This is a genomic window from Singulisphaera rosea (assembly GCF_054877945.1).
On the sequence record NZ_JBTYIP020000002.1, the window covers coordinates 420984 to 440051 of the forward strand.

The 19068-nt window shown below is 63.8% G+C and carries 12 protein-coding genes; 8 read left to right on the plus strand and 4 right to left on the minus strand.

The window, feature by feature from the left end; all coding sequences use genetic code 11:
- Nucleotides 1–82: 82 nt before the first annotated feature.
- Nucleotides 83–925 (minus strand): EamA family transporter, encoded by an 843-nt coding sequence (locus ACYOEI_RS04795; protein WP_462848184.1) that lies wholly within the window; start codon nt 923–925, stop codon nt 83–85.
- A 681-nt stretch (nt 926–1606) separates the two neighbouring features.
- Between ACYOEI_RS04795 and ACYOEI_RS04800 the strand changes: the two genes are divergently transcribed.
- Nucleotides 1607–2083: an EVE domain-containing protein gene (locus tag ACYOEI_RS04800; protein ID WP_462848185.1), complete on the plus strand. Its 477-nt coding sequence runs from the start codon at nt 1607–1609 to the stop codon at nt 2081–2083.
- A gap of 25 nt (nt 2084–2108) precedes the next feature.
- Entirely contained in the window at nt 2109–2489 is a 381-nt protein-coding gene (locus ACYOEI_RS04805; RefSeq protein WP_462848186.1) for a VOC family protein, read from the plus strand.
- 18 nt (nt 2490–2507) lie between these two features.
- Here the strand turns inward: ACYOEI_RS04805 and ACYOEI_RS04810 are convergent, their stop codons facing one another.
- The 3 genes from ACYOEI_RS04810 to uvrA form a co-directional block, all read right to left on the minus strand.
- Nucleotides 2508–5597: a RecQ family ATP-dependent DNA helicase gene (locus ACYOEI_RS04810; protein ID WP_462848187.1), complete on the minus strand. Its 3090-nt coding sequence runs from the start codon at nt 5595–5597 to the stop codon at nt 2508–2510.
- 142 nt (nt 5598–5739) lie between these two features.
- On the minus strand, nt 5740–7209 hold the full coding sequence (locus tag ACYOEI_RS04815; protein WP_462848188.1) for an RtcB family protein: 1470 nt from the start codon (nt 7207–7209) through the stop codon (nt 5740–5742).
- A gap of 149 nt (nt 7210–7358) precedes the next feature.
- Nucleotides 7359–10148 carry an excinuclease ABC subunit UvrA gene (gene uvrA / locus ACYOEI_RS04820; RefSeq protein ID WP_462848189.1) on the minus strand — a complete coding sequence of 930 codons (2790 nt, stop codon included), beginning with the start codon at nt 10146–10148 and terminating at the stop codon, nt 7359–7361.
- 291 nt (nt 10149–10439) lie between these two features.
- On the opposite strand from uvrA, the gene ACYOEI_RS04825 reads away from it, so the two are divergent.
- The 6 genes from ACYOEI_RS04825 to ACYOEI_RS04850 all read left to right on the plus strand — a co-directional run bounded on the left by ACYOEI_RS04825 (nt 10440) and on the right by ACYOEI_RS04850 (nt 18875).
- A complete protein-coding gene (locus ACYOEI_RS04825) occupies nt 10440–11474 on the plus strand; it encodes a substrate-binding domain-containing protein (RefSeq protein ID WP_462848190.1) in 1035 nt (344 codons plus the stop codon).
- Nucleotides 11441–12490, plus strand: coding sequence for an ABC transporter permease (locus tag ACYOEI_RS04830; RefSeq protein WP_462848191.1), 1050 nt, complete (start codon nt 11441–11443; stop codon nt 12488–12490). Before ACYOEI_RS04825 ends, ACYOEI_RS04830 begins: the two co-directional genes overlap by 34 nt.
- Before the next feature lie 122 nt (nt 12491–12612).
- Nucleotides 12613–14034: an enolase C-terminal domain-like protein gene (locus ACYOEI_RS04835; RefSeq protein WP_462848192.1), complete on the plus strand. Its 1422-nt coding sequence runs from the start codon at nt 12613–12615 to the stop codon at nt 14032–14034.
- Between the two features lie 121 nt (nt 14035–14155).
- Nucleotides 14156–14638, plus strand: a complete 483-nt coding sequence (locus tag ACYOEI_RS04840; RefSeq protein ID WP_462848193.1) for a hypothetical protein — start codon at nt 14156–14158, stop codon at nt 14636–14638.
- 291 nt (nt 14639–14929) lie between these two features.
- Nucleotides 14930–17332 (plus strand): TolC family protein, encoded by a 2403-nt coding sequence (locus ACYOEI_RS04845; RefSeq protein WP_462848194.1) that lies wholly within the window; start codon nt 14930–14932, stop codon nt 17330–17332.
- Nucleotides 17333–17513: 181 nt separating this feature from the next.
- Nucleotides 17514–18875, plus strand: coding sequence for an efflux RND transporter periplasmic adaptor subunit (locus ACYOEI_RS04850; protein WP_462848530.1), 1362 nt, complete (start codon nt 17514–17516; stop codon nt 18873–18875).
- Nucleotides 18876–19068: the final 193 nt, after the last annotated feature.

Genomic DNA, 19068 nt, shown 5'->3' on the forward strand with positions numbered 1-19068 from the left:
CTCTCAACGAATCCGGTGGGCGATGCCCACCCTGCGGGAAGTGTTCTCCATCCCCGTAGGGTGGGCATCGCCCACCGAGCGTTCATCGGTGATGATATCCCAGACAAGCTGCACCCAACGTAACCACAGCACATGCGGAAAGTCGTCGAACGCCAAGGGATTCGCCGAGGAAGACGCGGCCGATCAGTGCGGCGAAGACGACGCTAGTCTCGCGGAGGGCCGAGACTTCGCCCATGGGGCTGATGCTCGCCGCCCAGATCACGACCGCGTAGGCCACCATGGAGACGATGCCTCCGAGGGCGGATCGGAGGAATTCGACGTCGAGTCGGAGACCGGAACCCTCCTTTCTTCGAGCCATCAGGATCAGCGGCATAGGTAGACCATCGAGCAAGAACAGCCAGGCGGCGTACGCTCGAGAATCGCCCGAAAGCCTGGCCCCGACCCCGTCGACGACGGTATACGCGGCAATCGTCGCGCCAGTCATCAAGGCCGGGGCGATGGAAAAGGACGTGGAGAGGCCTCGTCGATCGCGAGCAAGACCGAGTATCCCACCCGATATCAGCACCACGCCGAGCAACGAGGATGAGTCGAGTCGTTCGCCGGCGACCGCCGCGGCTCCCAGGGTCACCAGCATCGGCGACGACCCTCGGGCGATGGGGTACATCAGCCCGAGATCACCTTCGCGGTAGGTCGCGACGAGCAGGACGTTGTACGCGACGTGGAGCGCCCCCGAGAGACCAATGTAAAGCCAACTCGCCTGTCGAGGCGCCGGGAGGGTTGAGACCAGGACCACCGAGATCACGGTCCCGGTCATGGCCATGATCGTCGCGGATCGAAGTCGATCCGATCCCCCCTTCAACAGGGCGTTCCACGAGGCATGGAGGACCGCCGAGAACAGCACCAGGCCGACGACCGAGAGACTCATCGCTTCATGAGGGACGGAACGCGCACCACTCACTCCTCGACCTGGATTCGGATCGTCACGGGCGAAGCCCGGCCGGGGTTTCTCCCATCGCTGCAGTCAGGATCCGTGAGAAACCCGCTCCTCTGACACGATCAACAGAGGATAGCACTGGTCGTTCGACCTGACGAGGCGTCGCTGACGCTGAGAATGGATCGAAGCATCCTCATTTCCAGTGGACCGGCCGAGTGTCGAAGCTCAACCGCTGTGTCGAAGGAGAGCTTGCGAGCGAGTCGGAAGTCTGGCAAAACGGTGGACCGTTCGAGATGGATCGCATGCGGCGTTGTAGAACGGGCGTCGACTCATGTAGCGAGATCGGTGCTGCGCTCCTTGTAGGGTGGGCATTGCCCACCAGAATTCCGGGAGGCCTGGTCGACGTCACCAACCATAGAAGATGGGGCGGAGTGCGTCGATGACGTTCCTACCTTCGATCGCCACTGGGAAAGACAGGTGGGCGATGCCCAACCTGTGGGATGACGTCGGCACCAATCTCGCCTCATGAGCCAACCCGCTCTTTAAGGATTAAAAGGTTTCGGAACGCGGTGGCGCGAAGTTTAGGAACGGCAGCGTTGCAGGTTATTAGACAGACAACCCCTGAGAACGCGGACACGCCCATCTAAGGACTGGAGAGAGGCGGACCCAGTTATGGCCTATTGGTTGTTTAAATCCGAACCGAGCTGCTATTCCTTCTCCGACCTGATGGCGGAGCCAGCCCGGACGACCGGTTGGGGCGGCGTGCGGAACTTCCAGGCGCGGAACATGCTCCGGGACCAGGTCCGGCTGGGAGATCTCGTGCTGTTCTACCACTCGAACGCGGAGCCGCCCGGGATCGCGGGAGTGGCGGAGGTCGTGCTCGAGGGACACGCCGACCCGACCGCGTTCGACGCCTCGGACGAGCATTACGACCCGAAGAGTCAGCCGGACAAGCCGACCTGGTTCCAGGTGTCGATCCGAGGCGTGCGGGCGATCGACCCACCCCTCAGCCTTCCCTCTTTGCGGAACGTCCCGGCCCTCGATGGGATGGAGTTGCTCCGAAAGGGAAGTCGCCTCTCGATTCAACCGGTCAGCGCCGGCGAGTGGGACACGATTATGGCGCTGGCCGACAACGCCCCCCAATCTTGAAGCGAAACCCCGGAGCCCATTCACCATGGCCAGACTCGAGCATTTCGCGATCTATGCCGACGACACCTCAGCCCTGAAGGATTTTTACGTCGACGCATTTGGAATGCGCGTCCTCGTCGAGGGGGGGGGTAACCCGCCCGGCTATTTCCTGGCCGATGACGCGGGCATGGCCATCGAGATCATCGGCCGCCCGGACCCGGAGTCGGCGGTCAACCAACGCTGGGTCTGCCACGTCGCGTTCTGGGTCGACGACTTCGCGAAGGCCCGCACCGACCTCGAAGCCCGGGGGATCGTCTTCGAGACCGACACCGTCGCCGACAACGACAAGATCCGCACCGCGTTCTTCAATGACCCCGCGGGCAACCGCGCCCAGATCGTCTGGCGGAACCCCCGCCTGGGCGAGTGACCAGCCCGAGCTGCTCCGTCATCCCCTCGGCTTGCATGCCAGGTAGAGGCTCCACAACTCGGTCGACCGCCCCGACTCCGCGGGAGGAGGGGCGTCGCCATGCTCGGCTCGCCAGGCGGCCCAGCTTTTGGCCAGGTCGGGGCCGAGGAACGTCTCGGGGGCCAACGTCCGTCCCTGACGGAGCGCCAGGTTGACGTGGCGAAGGATGGCTCCTTCATCCAGACCTCGGATCGCGGCGACCTCGTCCGTCGTGAACCCCTTCTCGAGCAGCCGACAGGTCCACTCCTCGGTCGGCACGTAACTCGAACTTGATCGAGAAGGCCGCGCGGTCGCGGCGTCCTTCTCAGATTCCGGCTTCGGATGAGCTGAGGCCGTCGGCGTATGCGATTCCTCGGCGCGCCGAGGTGCGGAAGTCGAGATCGCTTGGCGAGGGCTCGACGACCCGCCACCGTCGTCTCTTTCTCTTCCACGAACCGGCTTCGAAGGCTCGCGCGACGTCGGGGCCTCCTCGTCAAGGGTGGAACGTGAAGGGGGAAACAGGTCTCGACGAGGCGTGGATTCGGCCCGGTGTCCATCACCGGGTCGATCCGGCGTCGAGTCGTCGCGTGCGGCTCGACGATCCGAAGGAGCGACTTCCACCCCCGAGAACTCGGCCACCGCCGCGAGGAGTGCCGCGCCATGGCGTTCGATCCGGGCGGGTCCGAGCCCCTTGATCCCCGCAAGTGCCTGAGGGGTACGCGGCCGTTCCCGGACCAACGCCTCCATGGTCTCGTTCTTGAAGATGCAGTACGGGGGCTGCTTCGCTTCCCTGGCCCATTCGCTCCTCAACGTCCTCAGACGTTCCCATAGTGGGTCCCCTTCAAATTCCGACGTCGTCGCCTCCGCGTCTGGCTCATCTCTTTCGCTCCGTGTCGACATCGTCGCCGAAGGGAGCGCCGGGGAAGAGTTTGTCGTGCGTTCGGGCGATTTGGCCAGCCGTTCGAGGCCGCCGTTGCGGATCTTGACGGCAAGGTCGTCCGGCAACGCGAGGCGGATTGGGTGGTCCACCTGGCCCTTGAGAAGCTCCCACCCTCGCGCCGTGAGATCGGCAACCGGGCGGAACCGCTCGACTTCGGGATATTCGACGAACCCTGCCGAGGCGAGCGAATCCAGGAGCTCGGCGACCTCGGTCTGGCGGAACGTCGAGAGGACGCCGTAAGTGCTCAGCCGTTTCAGCCCCCACCGGTCCATCTTCTCGGAACCGGAGCCGGTGAGCATCTGAGAGATCACGGTCTTACCGAACCGGCCTTTGGCCCGGGCGACGCCCGAGAGGGCCTTGAGGATGACCTCGCGACCCCCTTGCGTGTCGATCTCGGTGTCGGAGTGGCCGCTGCCTCTGCCCTCGCCCAGGCCGCAGTTGTCGCAGTGGCCGCAGTGGATCCGATCGGCGTTCGAGTCACCGAAGTAGCCGAGGATGTAGGATCGCCGGCAAAGCTTCGTCTGCGCGTACTTGAGCATCCGCTCGAGCTTGTCGTATTCGCGCTGCTTGCGCTTCTCGAGGACCGAGAAGTCGATCTCGAGGTCCCGCGCGCGTTTTGTGCGATCGATGACGCGGATCGCGTTGCCTCGGAAGGGGGGGACGTAGTCGATGGGAAGTTCGGCCACGAGGGCCCGGATCGCCCGATTCAACGCCTGGCGATCGATCCCGAGGGTCGTCGCGAACTCGTCGGGGTGGAAATAGATGGGCTCTCCGAACCTTCGGTTGACGTGGGCTTCCAACCCCATGAGGACGATCCGCTGGACATGCGCCTGGGCCCCGAGCTTGGGAAGGAAGCTCGGTTCGTCGGCCTCGGCGTTGATCCGGACGATCGCCATGTTCTCTCTCGGGAGGAACTTCTCGACCGCACCGGCCCCCTCAAGGATCTTCACGGCGGTGCCGACCGCCGACTCGTTCAGCTCGATATGAGCCGCCTCCTTGATCTCGGCATGGGTCAGCTCGATCGGGTCGGCATCCTGGGCACGGAGATACTCGTAGACCCGATAAACCGCTTCGGCAGGAGGATATTCATTTTCAATGAACATCTCCTGGAGAAATCGGTCGCCGTAAGCGAACAGGAGCACGCACTGGGCGTTCCGCCCATCACGCCCGGCACGCCCCGCTTCCTGATAATAGGCCTCGAGCGTCCCCGGCATGTTGAAGTGGACGACGGACCGGATGTCGGCCTTGTCGACTCCCATGCCGAAGGCGTTCGTCGCGACGACGATCTCGGCCTCGCCGCTCATGAACCGTTCCTGGGCCGCGGTCCTGTCCTCGCGAGGCAACCCGGCGTGGTAGACGACCACCGAGCGTCGGAGCTCGCGCTCGAGGAACTGACCGATCGACTCGCAACGGGCACGACTCGAGGCATAGATCACGGAAGGCCCGGGATTTTGCTCGAGAACGGCGGCCAGGGCGACAAGCTTGTCGGCGTCTCGGCGAGCTTCGGTTACCGAATAGCCGAGGTTGGGCCGGTCGAAGCCGGTGACGAACTGCGCGGGGTCTCGGAGATCGAGCTGGTCGGCAATGTCTCGACGCACCAGGTCGGTGGCCGTGGCGGTCAGTGCGATGCAGGCCGGCGAGCCGAGCCGGCGCCTGGCGTGGCCGATCTTGGCGTAGTCGGGGCGGAAGTCGTGCCCCCACTCGCTGATGCAGTGGGCCTCGTCGATCGCCAGGAGCGCCGGTCGGGCCTTCGCCATCGCCTCGAGGAACCGGAGGCTGCGGAACCGCTCCGGGGCGACATAGACGAGGTCGTAGCGTCCCGCCTCGATCTCGAGGATCCGGACCCGTTGCTCGGCTGCGTCGAGCGAGCTGTTGATCAAGGTCGCCCGCACCCCGCGCTGGGTCAGGGCGTCCACCTGGTCCTTCATCAGGGCGATCAGCGGGCTCACGACCAGGGTCAGGCCGGGGAGGAGCAGCGCGGGGAGTTGATAACAGAGGCTCTTTCCGCCGCCGGTCGGCATCACGCAGAGGACGTCTCGACCTTGCAAGACGTTCTCGATGACCTCGCGCTGGCCGGGACGGAACTGCGCCAGCCCGAAGCGCTCGTGGAGCGTCCGTTCGAGGTCATGACTGCGTTCGGCGACACTCATGTGCAAGCGATCCTTCCCTTGGGACACCCGGTGTTCCCAATTATAGGTGAAGGAACGTCCCGTCGCGAGTTCGCCGATTCGAGACGAGGAGTCGATCGGGAGGGTCCGTTTCCCTTCGAGAAACAGCCCCTCCTGGCACCACTCAGCCCTTGATGACCCCGACGGGCCTGAGGCGGGCAACCTTCTTGGAGATGCCCGCCTTGTCGACGACCTCGACGACCTGGTCGACGTCCTTGTACGCCGCCGGTTGCTCTTCCGCGAGCCCCTTATGGCCCCGGGCCCTGGCGACGATCCCGAGCGCGTCGAGCTCCTTATCGATCCGACGACCGGCGGCCAGCTTGACGGCTGCCGTGCGGCTCATCATCCGACCCGCGCCATGGCACGTGGTCCCGAATGAGTGGACCATACTCCCCGGCAAACCGGCGAGGACCCAGCTCGCCGTCCCCATGCTTCCGGGGATGATGACGGGCTGACCGATGCCGAAATAGGCTTCGGGGATCTCCGGATGCCCGGGCGGGAAGGCCCGGGTCGCCCCCTTGCGGTGGACGCAGACCTGCTTCGTGGCACCCCCACCGACGTCGTGGTCTTCGAACTTCGCGATGTTGTGCGCGACGTCGTAGACCAGGTCCATCCCCAGGGACTCCCAAGGCACTCCGAAGACCCTGGCAAAGACCTCTCGAGCCTGGTGGGTCAGCAATTGTCGGTTACACCAGGCGTAATTCGCCGCCGCGCGCATGGCCCCGATGTACGACTGCCCCTCGGGGCTCCGCACCGGAGCGCAAGCGAGCTGCCAGTCGGGTAGGTCGAACCCGTACTTCTTGGGGGCTCCCTTGAAGACGCCGAGGTAGTCGTCGCAAACCTGGTATCCCAGCCCGCGCGAGCCGGAGTGGATCAGGACCGTGATCTGTCCCTCCTGCAACCCCATGACTCCGGCCGCGGTCTCGTCGAGGACTCGGTCGACGACCTGGACTTCCAGGAAATGGTTTCCCGAGCCGAGAGTGCCGCATTGATCATACCCACGCGTATAGGCACGATCGCTCACCCGGTCGGGGTCGGCATTGTCGAGCCGGCCGCGCGCCTCGGTAAACTCCAGGTCTCGGGCGGCCCCCCAACCCTGCGCGATCACATAAGCAGAGCCTTGCTCCATGAGCTGGCTCAGCTTCGGCTTGTCGAACAGATATTTCCCGCTCTGGCCGACCCCCGTGGGGATGTCGCGAAAGAGCTGGTCGACGAGCTCGCGGATCCTCGGTTTGGCCTCCGACCAGGTGAGGTCGGTGCGCAAGAGCCGGACGCCGCAGTTGATGTCGTACCCGACGCCTCCGGGGGAAATCACGCCCCCCTCTTCGGGGTCGGTGGCCGCCACGCCGCCGATGGCGAACCCGTATCCCCAGTGGATGTCGGGCATTGCCAGGCTCGCTTTTTGAATCCCCGGCAGCGTCGCCACGTTGACGACCTGCTCGGGCCCCTGATCTTTCTTGATCTGATCGATGAGCGACTCGTCGGCGAAGATCAGGCCGTCGACGCGCATGTCGGATCGGTAGCTCTTGGGGATCCGCCACTGGCAAGGCCCCACCTGCTCCAACGGTCCGGTGTACCCGCCGCCTTTGCCCATCGCACTTCCTCCGTCGCTGACTTCGACCCGACGCCGACCATTCCTCGTGACCACCTTACACCCGGCGCCGAATCGACGAGGATCCAAGGAGATCAGAGCGTTGTTCTCGAAAAAGGTTCCCAAGGCCAGGACAATTTCGTCTCCGCGACTTATCCACGCAAGGCCAAGGCCAGCACACGCCCGGTCGGCGTGTCCATCTCGGCAACCTCCTCAGGAGTGCCTTCCGCAACGATGGAACCTCCTTCGTCACCGGCCCCCGGCCCGAGGTCGATGATCCAGTCGGCGCAGACCATCACCTCGGGACTGTGTTCGACGATCAGGAGCGAGTGGCCGATGTCGAGCAGCGAGGTCAGGGCATCGAGCAGCTTCAACGTGTCGGACGGGTGCAACCCGGTCGTCGGCTCGTCGAGGATGAAGAGGGTGCGGTTCCGGTTGGCCGAGCGCGTGATCGCCGAGGGCGAGGTCGCGAGGTAGCTCGCCAGCTTCAGGCGTTGGGCCTCGCCGCCGGACAGGGTCGAAGCCGGTTGTCCGAGGCGCAGGTAGTCGAGGCCGACATCCATGAGGGGCCGGAGCCTTGCCAAGACTTTGGGTCGGTGGCGGAAGAAGACGAAGGCCTCCCGTGCGGTCAGTTCGAGCACCTCGGCGATATTGCGGTCTCGATAGAGGATCTCGAGCGTCTCGGGACGATAGCGCGTCCCCTGACATTCCGGACATCGGATCATCACGTCGGGGAGGAATTGCATGTCGATCGTCTGGAAGCCGTTCCCTTCGCACGCGTTGCACCGGCCCCCTTCGACGTTGAAGCTAAACCGGCCCGCGCCGTAGTTGCGGAGCTTGGCCTCGTGCGAGGCGGCGAACGTCTTGCGGATCTCGTCGAACGCTTTGAGGTAAGTCACGGGATTGGAGCGGCCCGAGCGGCCGATCGGCGACTGATCGACGAGAATACAATCTTCGATTGCCGACGTCCCGGTCAGCTCGGTGTGTTGCGCCGCGGGGAGGGCCTCGTTACCCAACCTCCGGCGGAGCGACGGATAGAGCGTCTCCTCGACCAGCGTACTCTTGCCCGCCCCGCTCACGCCGGTGACGACGCAGAGGACACCCAGGGGGAATGAGACGTCGAGATTCTTGAGATTGTGCCCGCGAGCCCCCGACAGCCGGAGCGCCCCCTTATCTCGCGGACGCCTCCGGTTCGGCACGAGGAGCCTGCGCTTGCCCGTGAGGAAGTCGGCGGTCGCCGAGTGCTCCGTCCCCGCGATCTCCGCGGGGGGGCCAGCGTAGAGCACGTGACCGCCGGACTCCCCTGCCCCGGGCCCGATATCGACGAGGAGGTCGGCCGATCGGAGGATGTCCTGGTCGTGCTCCACGACGACGACCGAATTCCCGGCATCCCGCAACGACCGGATGATCCCGAGCAACCGGCCCACGTCCTGAGGATGGAGCCCCACCGAGGGTTCGTCGAGGACGTAGAGCGTGTTGACCAGGCCCGACCCCAAAGCGGTCGTCAGAGCCACCCGCTGCGCCTCGCCCCCGGAAAGGGTTCTCGCCTGGCGGTCGAGCGTCAGGTAATCCAGTCCGATCCGTTCGAGGTACTCGAGCCGGCTGGTCGTCTGTCTGAGGATCCGCCGCGCGATCGGATTACCGTCCTCTTCGAGGATGCGATTCAGGAAAGACCTGGCCTCGCGGATTTTCAGGGCCGAGACGGCCGCGATGTCGAGCCCCCCCACCTTGACCGCGAGGACTTCGGGCCGGAATCGTGTCCCCCCACAGTCAGGGCAAGGCGCATACCCTCGCCATCGTGCAAGGAAGACCCTCACGTGCATCTTGTAAGACTTCTTCTCGAGGGCCCGGAAGAATCCCCGAAGCCCCGGATAACCGTGAGCGACGTCCCCTTCGACGATGAGCCGGACGTGTTCCGGAGACATGTGGCGATAAGGCACGTCGATTGGGATCCCCAGGGCCGGGGCGACGTCGAGCAGGTCCTCGAGCCGATCGCGGTAGCCTGGGGTCGTCCAGGGGACGATCGCCCCATCACGCAGACTCTTCGAGGTGTCCGGGACGATACGTTCCAGGTCCAGGTCGATGACCCGTCCGAAGCCCTCGCACGTCGGGCAGGCCCCGAGCGGGCTGTTGTAGGAGAATAGCCGAGGGCTCGGCTCGGGGTAATCGGCGCCGCAATGGCCGCAACGCCACCCTTGAAAAAAGTTGAGAGTCTCGGCGTCGGTGAGGATTCGACAACGACCCAGCCCTTTCGAGAACGCCGTCTCGATCGAGTCGAGCCGACGCGCGGGGGAGTCGCTCCCGCGCACCATCCGGTCGACGATGACGTCCACTTGCCCACTCGAGGGTTCAGGGAACGCGCCCGACTCGAGCGTCAGGACCTGCCCATCGACCTGGACGCGAGTAAACCCGTCCTCGCGGAGGATCGACGCGAGTGCCGAACGGTCCGATTCGGGCCGGACCTCCATCGGGAAGGCGATCTGATAGCGCGTCTTCTCGGGCAAGCTGGCGATCGCCCGATCCACGGTGGCCGGGCTCGCCGGCTCGACCTGATGGCCGCAGACCCGGCAGACGACCTGCCCTACCCGCGCGAACAGCAACCCGAGATCGTCGTGGATCTCGGTCACGGTGGCGACCGTGCTCCGGCTCGAGCGCCTGGTGCCGTGCTGCGAGACGGCAATCGCCGGCGGGATCCCATCGATCCGGTCCGCGTCCGGCTTGTCGAGCTTCTCGAGGAATTGCCGGGTGTAGGCCGAGAACGTCTCGATATAGCGCCGCTGGCCCTCGGCGTAGAGCGTGTCGAACGCCAACGAGCTCTTCCCCGAACCGCTGACTCCCGAGAAGACGATGAGCCGGTTGAGCGGTAGGTCGAGGTCGATCCCCTTGAGGTTATGGACACGGACCCCTCGAAGCCGGATCCGTCGCGAATCGTCGAAGGCCATCGCCCTTGGACCCTTGGAGTGCCTCGATCAGCCGCTGACGCGAGGCCCATCCTAGCGTCCGGGCTCCGTCCAAACCAAGGCCCGCGATCGCGAGGGACCCTGTCGACGGCGACGCTGCCCTTTCCAAAAACGCCTGAATCGGGCGTTACGTAAAGCCCACCGCCAGTACGTTTCCCTCGCCGTCCGGCTCGGTTAAGATGGCCGGCTCAACGATTCTCAAGGCGATCCGCCCAGGGGGATGAACAAGTGAGAGCGACGTCGTGCCGACGCGGGCCGTGGGGCCTCCTTGCCTTGTCGATTTCGATGGTCCTCGCCGGCTGCGGCGACTCGGGAACCCCGCCCCCTGCGTCGGGCGAAGGTCCCTCGACCACGTCCAAGGGCTCGACCAAGGGGCCCAAGCTCCTCTTCATCACCAATAGCAACGCCGACTGGTGGAACGCCGTCGAAAAAGGGATGACCGACGGCGGCGAGAAGTTCGGCGCCCAGGTGACGATGAAGCGGAACGAGGGGACGACCGAAGGCCAAATCCAGCGGCTCGAAGAAGCCTTGAGCCTCCCTGACATCCAGGGCGTGGCCGTCTCGGTCCTCGAAGCCGACTCGCCGGGGATCGCCGACAAGTTGCTCGAGCTCCAGTCGGCCGGCAAGGTCGTGATCACGATCGACTCGGACGGGCCCTCCGAAACCCGGCGCGCCTACATCGGCACGAATAACCGCAAGGCCGGGGAATTCGCCGGCAAGGCGGCCGCGGCGATCCGACCGCAGGGGGGCGAGACCGCGATCTTCGTCGGCAAGCCTTCGGCGGCCAACGCCATCGAACGACGCGAGGGATTCTTCGCGGGTGCGGGCAAGGCGTTCATCGAGAAGGAAGTCTTCAATGACGAGGGCGACAAGAACCGGGCCCAGTCGAACGTCGTGACGGCCATCAGCAAGTACCCCAACCTCGGCGTGCTCCTGGGCCTCTGGTCCTACAACGCCCCGAGGATCGCCGAAGAAGTCGGACAGTCTCCCGAGCTCCGGAAGAAAGTCTCTGTCATCACGTTCGACCTCGACGAGCTGGCCATCGAGCACATCGAGAAGGGACAGATCGACGTCTCGGTCTGTCAGAATCCTTATGAGATGGGATACCAAGGCGTCCGGCTCCTGAAGGCCTATATCGAGAAAGATCAGAAGACGATTAACGAGATGCTGCCCAATAACGCAACCGTCATCGACACCGGCGTCCGAGTTATCGTGCCGTCGAAGGATTCTCCCGTGAAGGGAGACAACGTGATTGACATCAAGGAAATGAAGATGTGGCTGGGCAGCAAGGGCCTGAAATCGTCATGACGAACGCCTCCGCATCGCAACAATCTTCGGACCGGTCGTCTTGGCTCGCGATCTTCCGGGCCCCCGAGTGGGGCCTGGTCGTCGGCATCGGCGCGGTCTTGCTCCTGATCTATTTCCTCGCGCCGACGAGTGCCTTCTTCGAGTGGCAAAACCGGAAGACGCTCCTGCACCAGGTGGCCCTCTTCGGGGTGCTTTCCGTCGGCGCGGCGGTGGTCATCATCGCCGGCGGCATCGATCTCTCGATGGGCTCGGTCGTCGCGCTGGCCTCGATCTTCAGCGCCAAGCTCGTGACCGATTGGCTCCGGGGGGGCCCGAACACCTCGACTCCGCCCTCCAATGGCGTGATCGCGCTGGCGTTCTTCCTGACTCTTCTGTTGGGGCTCTTCGTCGGCCTCGGCCATGCGTTCATGATCAATCGGTTCCGGCTCCCACCCTTCATCGCGACGCTGGCGACCATGGCGGGACTTCGAAGCCTCGCCACCATCCTCTGCAAGAACCAGCCGATCACGGTCCGCTTCGACGCTTACCGGTTGCCGGGCCGAGAGGCGTGGTGGGCGTTGGGCGTGTTCGCGGTCGTCGCCGTCGCGACCAGCGTGATGATGGGCGCCACCGTCCTCGGCCGACACCTCTACGCTCTGGGCGGGAATGAGCAGGCCGCCCGGCTCAGCGGCCTGTCCACGCGACGGCTGAAGGCGATCGCCTACGGCCTATCGGGCATGCTCGCCGCCCTGGGCGGCATCCTCTTCACCGGCCGAGCTGGCCAGGCCGACCCCCGGCTCGGCGTCACCTACGAGCTCTACGCGATCACCGCCGCTGTCGTCGGTGGCTGTAGTCTCTCCGGCGGGGTCGGATCGATCCGCGGCACGGTCCTCGGCCTCTTGCTGATCCAGATCGTCATCAAGGGGACCGGATTCGTCGTCCTAGACCTCGACAGCACCCAGGTCGAGGGCCTGGTGCTCGGCACCGTCGTCGTCCTCGCCGTCGCCTTCAACCAACGCTTCCGAGGTCGGGCCTGACCCAGGTCTGTTGCTGCGAGGTGGAGGGCCGGGTCGTTGCCAACCGACTCGGTCCTCTGCGCACAGAATCCTCCCGACCCCTCGGTTCGCCTCCCCACCTTTCAGTGGACGGGAAACCTCCCATGCCCTCGTCGAATCCACTCGATCTCGTCCCGATCGCCGCAACGCTGACCTTCCTGCCGATCAAGACGCGGATGCCGCTCAAGTTCGGGCCGGAGATCACGACGGAAGTGACTTGCGCGAGGGTCCGTCTCACCGTCGCCGACCGGCAGGGGCGCACCGCGGAAGGTTGGGGTGAGTCCCCCTTGAGCGTCCAGTGGGTCTGGCCGAGCCCGTTGTCGTATGAGGCTCGTCATGACGTCCTCAAGCGGTTCTGTCAGGACCTCGTGGCGGATTGGGCCCGCTTCGAGACCGTGGGCCACCCGATGGAGGTCGGCCACGCCTTCCAGACCGAAATCCTGCCGAAGCGCCTGGCCCAGGCCAATGCAGCTCCCGGCCGCGACGCCGACCCGATCCCCTGGCTCGCGGCCCTCGTGTGCAACTCTGCGTTCGACCTCGCGCTCCACGACGCCTACGGCGTGCTGCACGGCGTCCCGACCTACTCGACTTATAACGCTCGGTACATGAATGCCGACCTCGCCCACTACCTGACGCCCGCGGACGGTGCCGACGTGTCGTTCGACGGTCTCTACCCCGAGGATTTCTTCGAAAGCCCGCGCCCCGGATCGCTCCCCGCCTGGCACCTGATCGGGGGAAAGGATCCGATCGACGAGTCGGAGTTGACCGGGACCGAACCCGACGACGACTACCCCGTCTTGCTCCGCGACTGGATCCGCCGCGACGGGCTCAACTGCCTCAAGGTCAAGCTCCGAGGCGACGACGCGGCCTGGGACTACGACCGGCTGGTCAAGGTCGGGAAGATCGCCGAGGAGGAGTCGGTCGACTGGCTTACGACGGACTTCAATTGCACCGTCCAGCAGCCCGCCTACGTCAACACGATCCTCGACCGCCTGGTTCAGGAGCATCCGAGGATCTATGGGATGATCCTCTACGTCGAACAACCCTTCCCCTACGACCTCGAGACGTACCGGATCGACGTCCACAGCGTCTCGGCGAGGAAGCCCCTGTTCATGGACGAGAGTGCCCATGACTGGCACCTGGTCAAGCTCGGCCGTTCTCTCGGTTGGACGGGGGTCGCCCTCAAGACCTGCAAGACCCAGACCGGCGCCCTGCTCAGCCTTTGCTGGGCGAAGGCCCACGGCATGACGTTGATGGTCCAGGATCTCACCAACCCCATGCTCGCCCAGATCCCCCACGTCCTGCTGGCCGCGAACGCGGGGACGATCATGGGCGTCGAGTCGAACGGGATGCAGTTCTATCCCGAGGCCTCCCGCCCCGAAGCCGTGGTCCACCCCGGCCTGTACCGTCGCAAAGGCGGGACTCTCGACCTCTCGACGATCGGCGGGCCCGGCTTCGGGTACCGACTCGACGCGATCCAGAGGGACCTCCCTCCCGTCGCGGCCGAGGCCAGCAAGGCCGATTGACGTACGAACGAACTGACGTCAGTTCAGTCTCGGGGTACACTTCCCTTGGGGGCTCGATGCCTCCACAATGACGTCATCGTTTTGACGTCAATTCTCCAAGGTTATTCGAGAGGCGAATCCCATGGCGTTGCGGACGCGACGGGCATCCTGGATCGTTTTGGGCCTATTCCTCGTCGCGGCGACTTTCGCCGGCCTGGAAGCCGGCTTCGCCCAGTCCGGGGGCGGTGCCTCGAAGTCGACGCTCGACGCCAACTTCGTCTCCCTGGACAGTAACAAGATTGTCAACATCAACAATATTGCCTATGTCAGCGACGGCGGCGAGCTGTTCGATATCTATTTCGCTTGCTCGGCGGCACGAGCCCCCGACCCCCTGAGGTTGACCGGCTCCAAGGACGTTGCGCAAGCCAGGTCGCTCTTCAATGACAAGGGCCGGACGGGCGGGCGATTCGAGCGGCATGGGATGTACTGGATTAGTGTCGATCACATCGCGTTTATCGAAACCAAGGTCGATTCGGTCGTGATCAATTTCAACGCTCGCGTTTTCGACTCCTACGCGAGCTTGACCCTGACCGGCGCCGATGCCGAACGATTCCGGAAGCGATAACACGAATACGGTCCGATCTCTCACGAAAAACGGGTAACGATTCACCACAAAGGCACGAAGGACACAAAGGGAAAGGAAGGAACCCAATCAGTCCTTTTCGATTCCCTTTGTGACCTTCGTGCCTTTGTCATAATACTGCCCATCTTGTGCCGCCTCGCAACACGGTTGGGAATTCTGAAAACTCTCGGTTGCCCCTCCTCCGACTTTTGTTATACTGCAAATCAAAGTCCCTGACAGTTGTCCCGCGACCATGGAAGGCCGTGGGGGGCGATCGGAAAGGAATTCATGTCCATGCCGGCTCAGGATGAGCACGGGCGAGGCTGGATCGTTCGACGACTGTGCTGGCTGTTGGCGGCCGGTATCCTGCTCCCTGCGCTGGTGGGCTGCACGCGGCGATATTACCGCGACTTCGCGGATCGCGACGTCTACCGAATCGAGAAGGAGCGGATGGACGACTGGCGCTGGCAGGTCCCCGACCGGCCGGTGGAAGCCGACCCTCGCTCACGCATCGGCGATGTCCACGACCCGAACCACGAACCGATCCCGCCCGACGACCCCGGGGCCCGACCCTTCCAGGTGACCGCGGGACGACCGTTCGAGTTCCACGGGTGGAAGAAGCGCGGGGTGGCCGCGGTCGAGGACATGAACTGGCTCAAGTGCATCCCTCGCGGCAAAGACGGCACCGTCGAGTTGAGCGGTCCTTCGGCCATGCAGATCGCCTTGATGAACAACCGCCAGTATCAGACGAACGTCGAGCAGGTCTATCTCCAGGCCCTCTCGCTGACGCTGACTCGCTTCACGTTCTTCCCCCAGCTCTTCGGCAATCAGACAACCCAATACCGACGCTTCGGGGCCAACAAGAACGAGAGCAACCAACTCCAGTTGCTCACCCAGGATAGCCTGAACTGGACCTTCTATTCCGGGGCGCAGCTCCTCGTCAACTTCGCGAACACACTGGTCTTCGAATACACCGGCAAGGGCTTCCAGACGGTCAACTCCGGCCTGACCGTCAGCCTGACGCAACCTTTGCTTCAAGGAGCCTGGGCGCGCAACTTCACACAGCCCTTGTCGCTGGCGGAACGCGAGACCCTCTACACGGTGCGAACCTTCGCGCACTACCGCCGGCAGTTTTACGTCGACACCATCACGGGTTACCTCGATCTCCTCTTATCGCTCCAGCAGATCCGGAACCAGCAGAACCAGGTCGACGGCTTCAAGCGCAACCTCGACATCAACGACGCCTTCGTCCGCGCCGGCCTGGTCACTCCGCTCCAGCGCGATTTCATCGCCCTGTCGTATCAGCAGTCCTTGTCGAGTTTGCTCGGGCAGGAAGCGAGTTACCAGACGGCCCTCGACGCCTACAGGGTCACTCAGCTCGGGCTTCCCGCCGATTTTCCCATGACTCTCGACGAGGAGATGTTGAAAGGCTTCGAGTTGAACGATCCCGGTCTCGACGTGATGCGGGCCGAGAGCGAGAAGCTCTATCTCTCGCTCCTCCAGTATGACGAGCCTCCCTCGAAGTCGTTCATGGGCGACACCGCTCAAAGGCTTCTCAAGGACATCGAGGAGCTCAAGGGGGTAGGCCAGGGCGTCGGCAAGGAGCTGGATCAGTGGCTCGCCCAGATCAAGGCGGAAAAGGGGAAGGTCGGGACAGGCCCCGGGCCGACCGAGCAGGATGAGCGCGAGAGCCTCGACCGACAGATTGAACTGTCGAAGAGCCTGGTCGACGCCTACGCCGCGACCCGCTTCGACCTTGAAGAAGACGTCCGAGACATCAAAGAATACTTGGAGACGCTCGACAAGACGGACTTGAACGAAGCCTGGCGGACGCTCCATGACGTCTTCATCAGCCGCGAGTTTCGGTCGAGGCTCACCGAGCTACTGGTGATCCAAACGCAGATTCGCGTCTATCTCATCGAGGTGAAACCGGTCGACCTGACCGTGGAGAAGGCGATCGAAACGGCGCTGGCGAATCGGCTCGACCTGATGAACAGCCTCGGCGCGGTCACCGACACGTGGCGGAACGTCGAGGCGGCCGGCAATCAGCTCCTCGCGGGCTTGAACGTCTTCTATAACGCCCAGATCAATTCCGACCCGAACCACCTCGGGCTGCTCCGCTTCGACGCCCACGACACGCAACAATTCACGGGCTTCGAGTTCGCGGCGCCGATCGTGCGGAGGACGCAGCGAAATACCTACCGGGCCGACCAGATCCTCTATCAACAGGCCCGCCGTGCCTACATGCTGAACCACGACGAGATCGTGCAAACGATCCGCCTCGACATGCGAAGCCTGAACCTGAACCGTCGGCAATTCGAGATCAATCGTGTGGCCTTGTTGATCGCCGCACGCCAGGTGGACCAGGCCGAGAACAACGCGAGGAGTAGCACGGGGGCGGACTCGGGGGCCGGCCAGACGAGCGGCCTTAACGTGATCAACGCCCAGCAGTCGCTGCTCCAGGCCAAGAACCAACTGATCGGCAACTGGATCCAATACGAAGAGTCACGCTTGACTCTCTTCAAAGACTTCGACGTCATGAACATCGATGTGCAAGGGGTCTGGACCAATGACGACAGCATTCCAACCTTCAACGGGGGATCCGTTCCCGCCACCCCAGACCCCGTCGGAGCCCCGAGAGAAAACCTCCTCCCTCCTCCCGCTCCCGCAACCCGCAGCCCCTTCGCGACGCCGTAAACGAGGGCTCCCGATCCGGCTCCTCGTCCTCCTCACGATCGCCGGCGGGATCACGGCGGTCGGGTATTTCGGCTTGATCCCGAGCTGGAAAGGCGGGTCGGACAAGGATAAACCGCTCAACGTGCTCGTCACCAAGGGCACGTTGCGTATCGTCGTCACCGAGCGGGGGAACCTCGAGAGCGTGAAGACAGTCGACGGGGTCTGCGAGCTCTCCGGCTACGAAAACAAGATCATCCAGCTCACCCCCGAGGGCAATCACGTCGTCAAAGGGGAGATCGTCTGCCGATTCGACTCGGCCGCGATCGACAAAAACATCGCGCAGCAGGAGATCAAGTCGAAGCAGGCGTCCTCCAAGATCGAGACCAGCCGACAGGAGGTCGAGATCGCGAAGAATAAGGGCGAGAGCGAAATTATCGCCGCGAACGTCGAGCTCCAGCTCGGGGAGCTCGACCTCGAGATGTATCAGAACGGCACCTATGTCTTCGAGACCGACGAGATCAAGGGAGACATCGGGCTCAAGACCAAGAAGCTGGAGGAGTCCAAGAACAAACTCGAGCAATTTCAAGGGCTCGTGAAGAAGGGTTTCAAGACCCCCGGCGAGCTCCGGACGGCCCAGAGCGAGCTCCACGGCGATGACCTGACGTTGAAGGGGGCCAGGGCCAAGCTCATGGTCAAGGAGAAATACGAGTTCCGGCGCAAGTCGACCGAGTTCTCCGCCAAGGTCGACCAGGCCCGCAAGAAGGTGGCCCAGGCCCAGGCGACCGCGAAGGCCTCCATCGCCAAGGCCGAGAGCGAGTTCGACTCGGCCAAGTCGACGTTCGTCATCGAGGATCAGCAACTCAAGGAGTTCCAGAGCCAGAAAGACAAGACGACGATCAAGGCCGAACAAGAAGGGATCGTCGCCTACGCCAACGAGGCCTGGTACGACTCGAGCCGGCAGATCCGCGAAGGGGCCACCGCTTACTCCCGGCAGAAAATCTTCAGCCTCCCGGACCTGTCCTCGATGCAAGTCAAGGTCAGCATCCACGAGTCGTTGATCAAGAAGATCAAGCCGGGGCAGATGGCCGAGATCCGGGTCGATGCCTTCCCGAACATCGTGATCGTCGGCAAGGTCAAGACCGTCTCGCAACTGGCCGACTCCAACCGTGGATGGCTCAACGGCGGCGTCAAGGAGTACTCCACCGTCGTCGGAATCGAGTCGATGCCCAAGGAAGAGCTCCGGCCCGGGATGACCTCCGAGGTTAAGATCCTGGTCGGCGAGCTCCCGAACGTCCTGATGGTCCCGGTCCAGGCCGTCGCCCAGCACAAGGGGACTTTTTATGCCTTCGTGCTCGCGCCGGAAGGCGTGAAACGTCGGGCCGTGAAAGTCGGTGATACGAACGAGTTCCAGGTCCAGATCCTTGAGGGCTTGAAAGAAGGAGAGACGGTCGCATTAGACGCCCGTTCGCGCGTCGCAGAAGAGTTCAAGGATGAAGATAAGAACCAGGACACGAAGACAACGCCGCCAGCTAAGGGGAGCGGGCCTGGATCACCTGGGGCGTAGAGCGGTTCTCACTCGCATCGCATACGAAGAATCTCTTTCCCAAGGTCCCCGCTATCCGTTACTCACATGCTGAGTCGAGTCAAGCTTCCGTGGTTGCGGGCCTTTGCTCTCAGGCACCAGCCGTCGTTGAATGCTCAATTCTCGTCCCACGGGGATCGTGAGAACGAGGGAATTAGCCCCTGTGATGTATGGG

Excerpts from the sequence above, each read along its gene's own strand:
- ACYOEI_RS04795 (WP_462848184.1), bottom strand. The coding sequence starts at position 925 with ATGAGTCTCTCGGTCGTCGGCCTGGTGCTGTTCTCGGCGGTCCTCCAT.
- ACYOEI_RS04800 (WP_462848185.1), top strand. The coding sequence starts at position 1,607 with ATGGCCTATTGGTTGTTTAAATCCGAACCGAGCTGCTATTCCTTCTCC.
- ACYOEI_RS04805 (WP_462848186.1), top strand. The coding sequence starts at position 2,109 with ATGGCCAGACTCGAGCATTTCGCGATCTATGCCGACGACACCTCAGCC.
- ACYOEI_RS04810 (WP_462848187.1), bottom strand. The coding sequence starts at position 5,597 with ATGAGTGTCGCCGAACGCAGTCATGACCTCGAACGGACGCTCCACGAG.
- ACYOEI_RS04815 (WP_462848188.1), bottom strand. The coding sequence starts at position 7,209 with ATGGGCAAAGGCGGCGGGTACACCGGACCGTTGGAGCAGGTGGGGCCT.
- uvrA (WP_462848189.1), bottom strand. The coding sequence starts at position 10,148 with ATGGCCTTCGACGATTCGCGACGGATCCGGCTTCGAGGGGTCCGTGTC.
- ACYOEI_RS04835 (WP_462848192.1), top strand. The coding sequence starts at position 12,613 with ATGCCCTCGTCGAATCCACTCGATCTCGTCCCGATCGCCGCAACGCTG.
- ACYOEI_RS04840 (WP_462848193.1), top strand. The coding sequence starts at position 14,156 with ATGGCGTTGCGGACGCGACGGGCATCCTGGATCGTTTTGGGCCTATTC.
- ACYOEI_RS04845 (WP_462848194.1), top strand. The coding sequence starts at position 14,930 with ATGCCGGCTCAGGATGAGCACGGGCGAGGCTGGATCGTTCGACGACTG.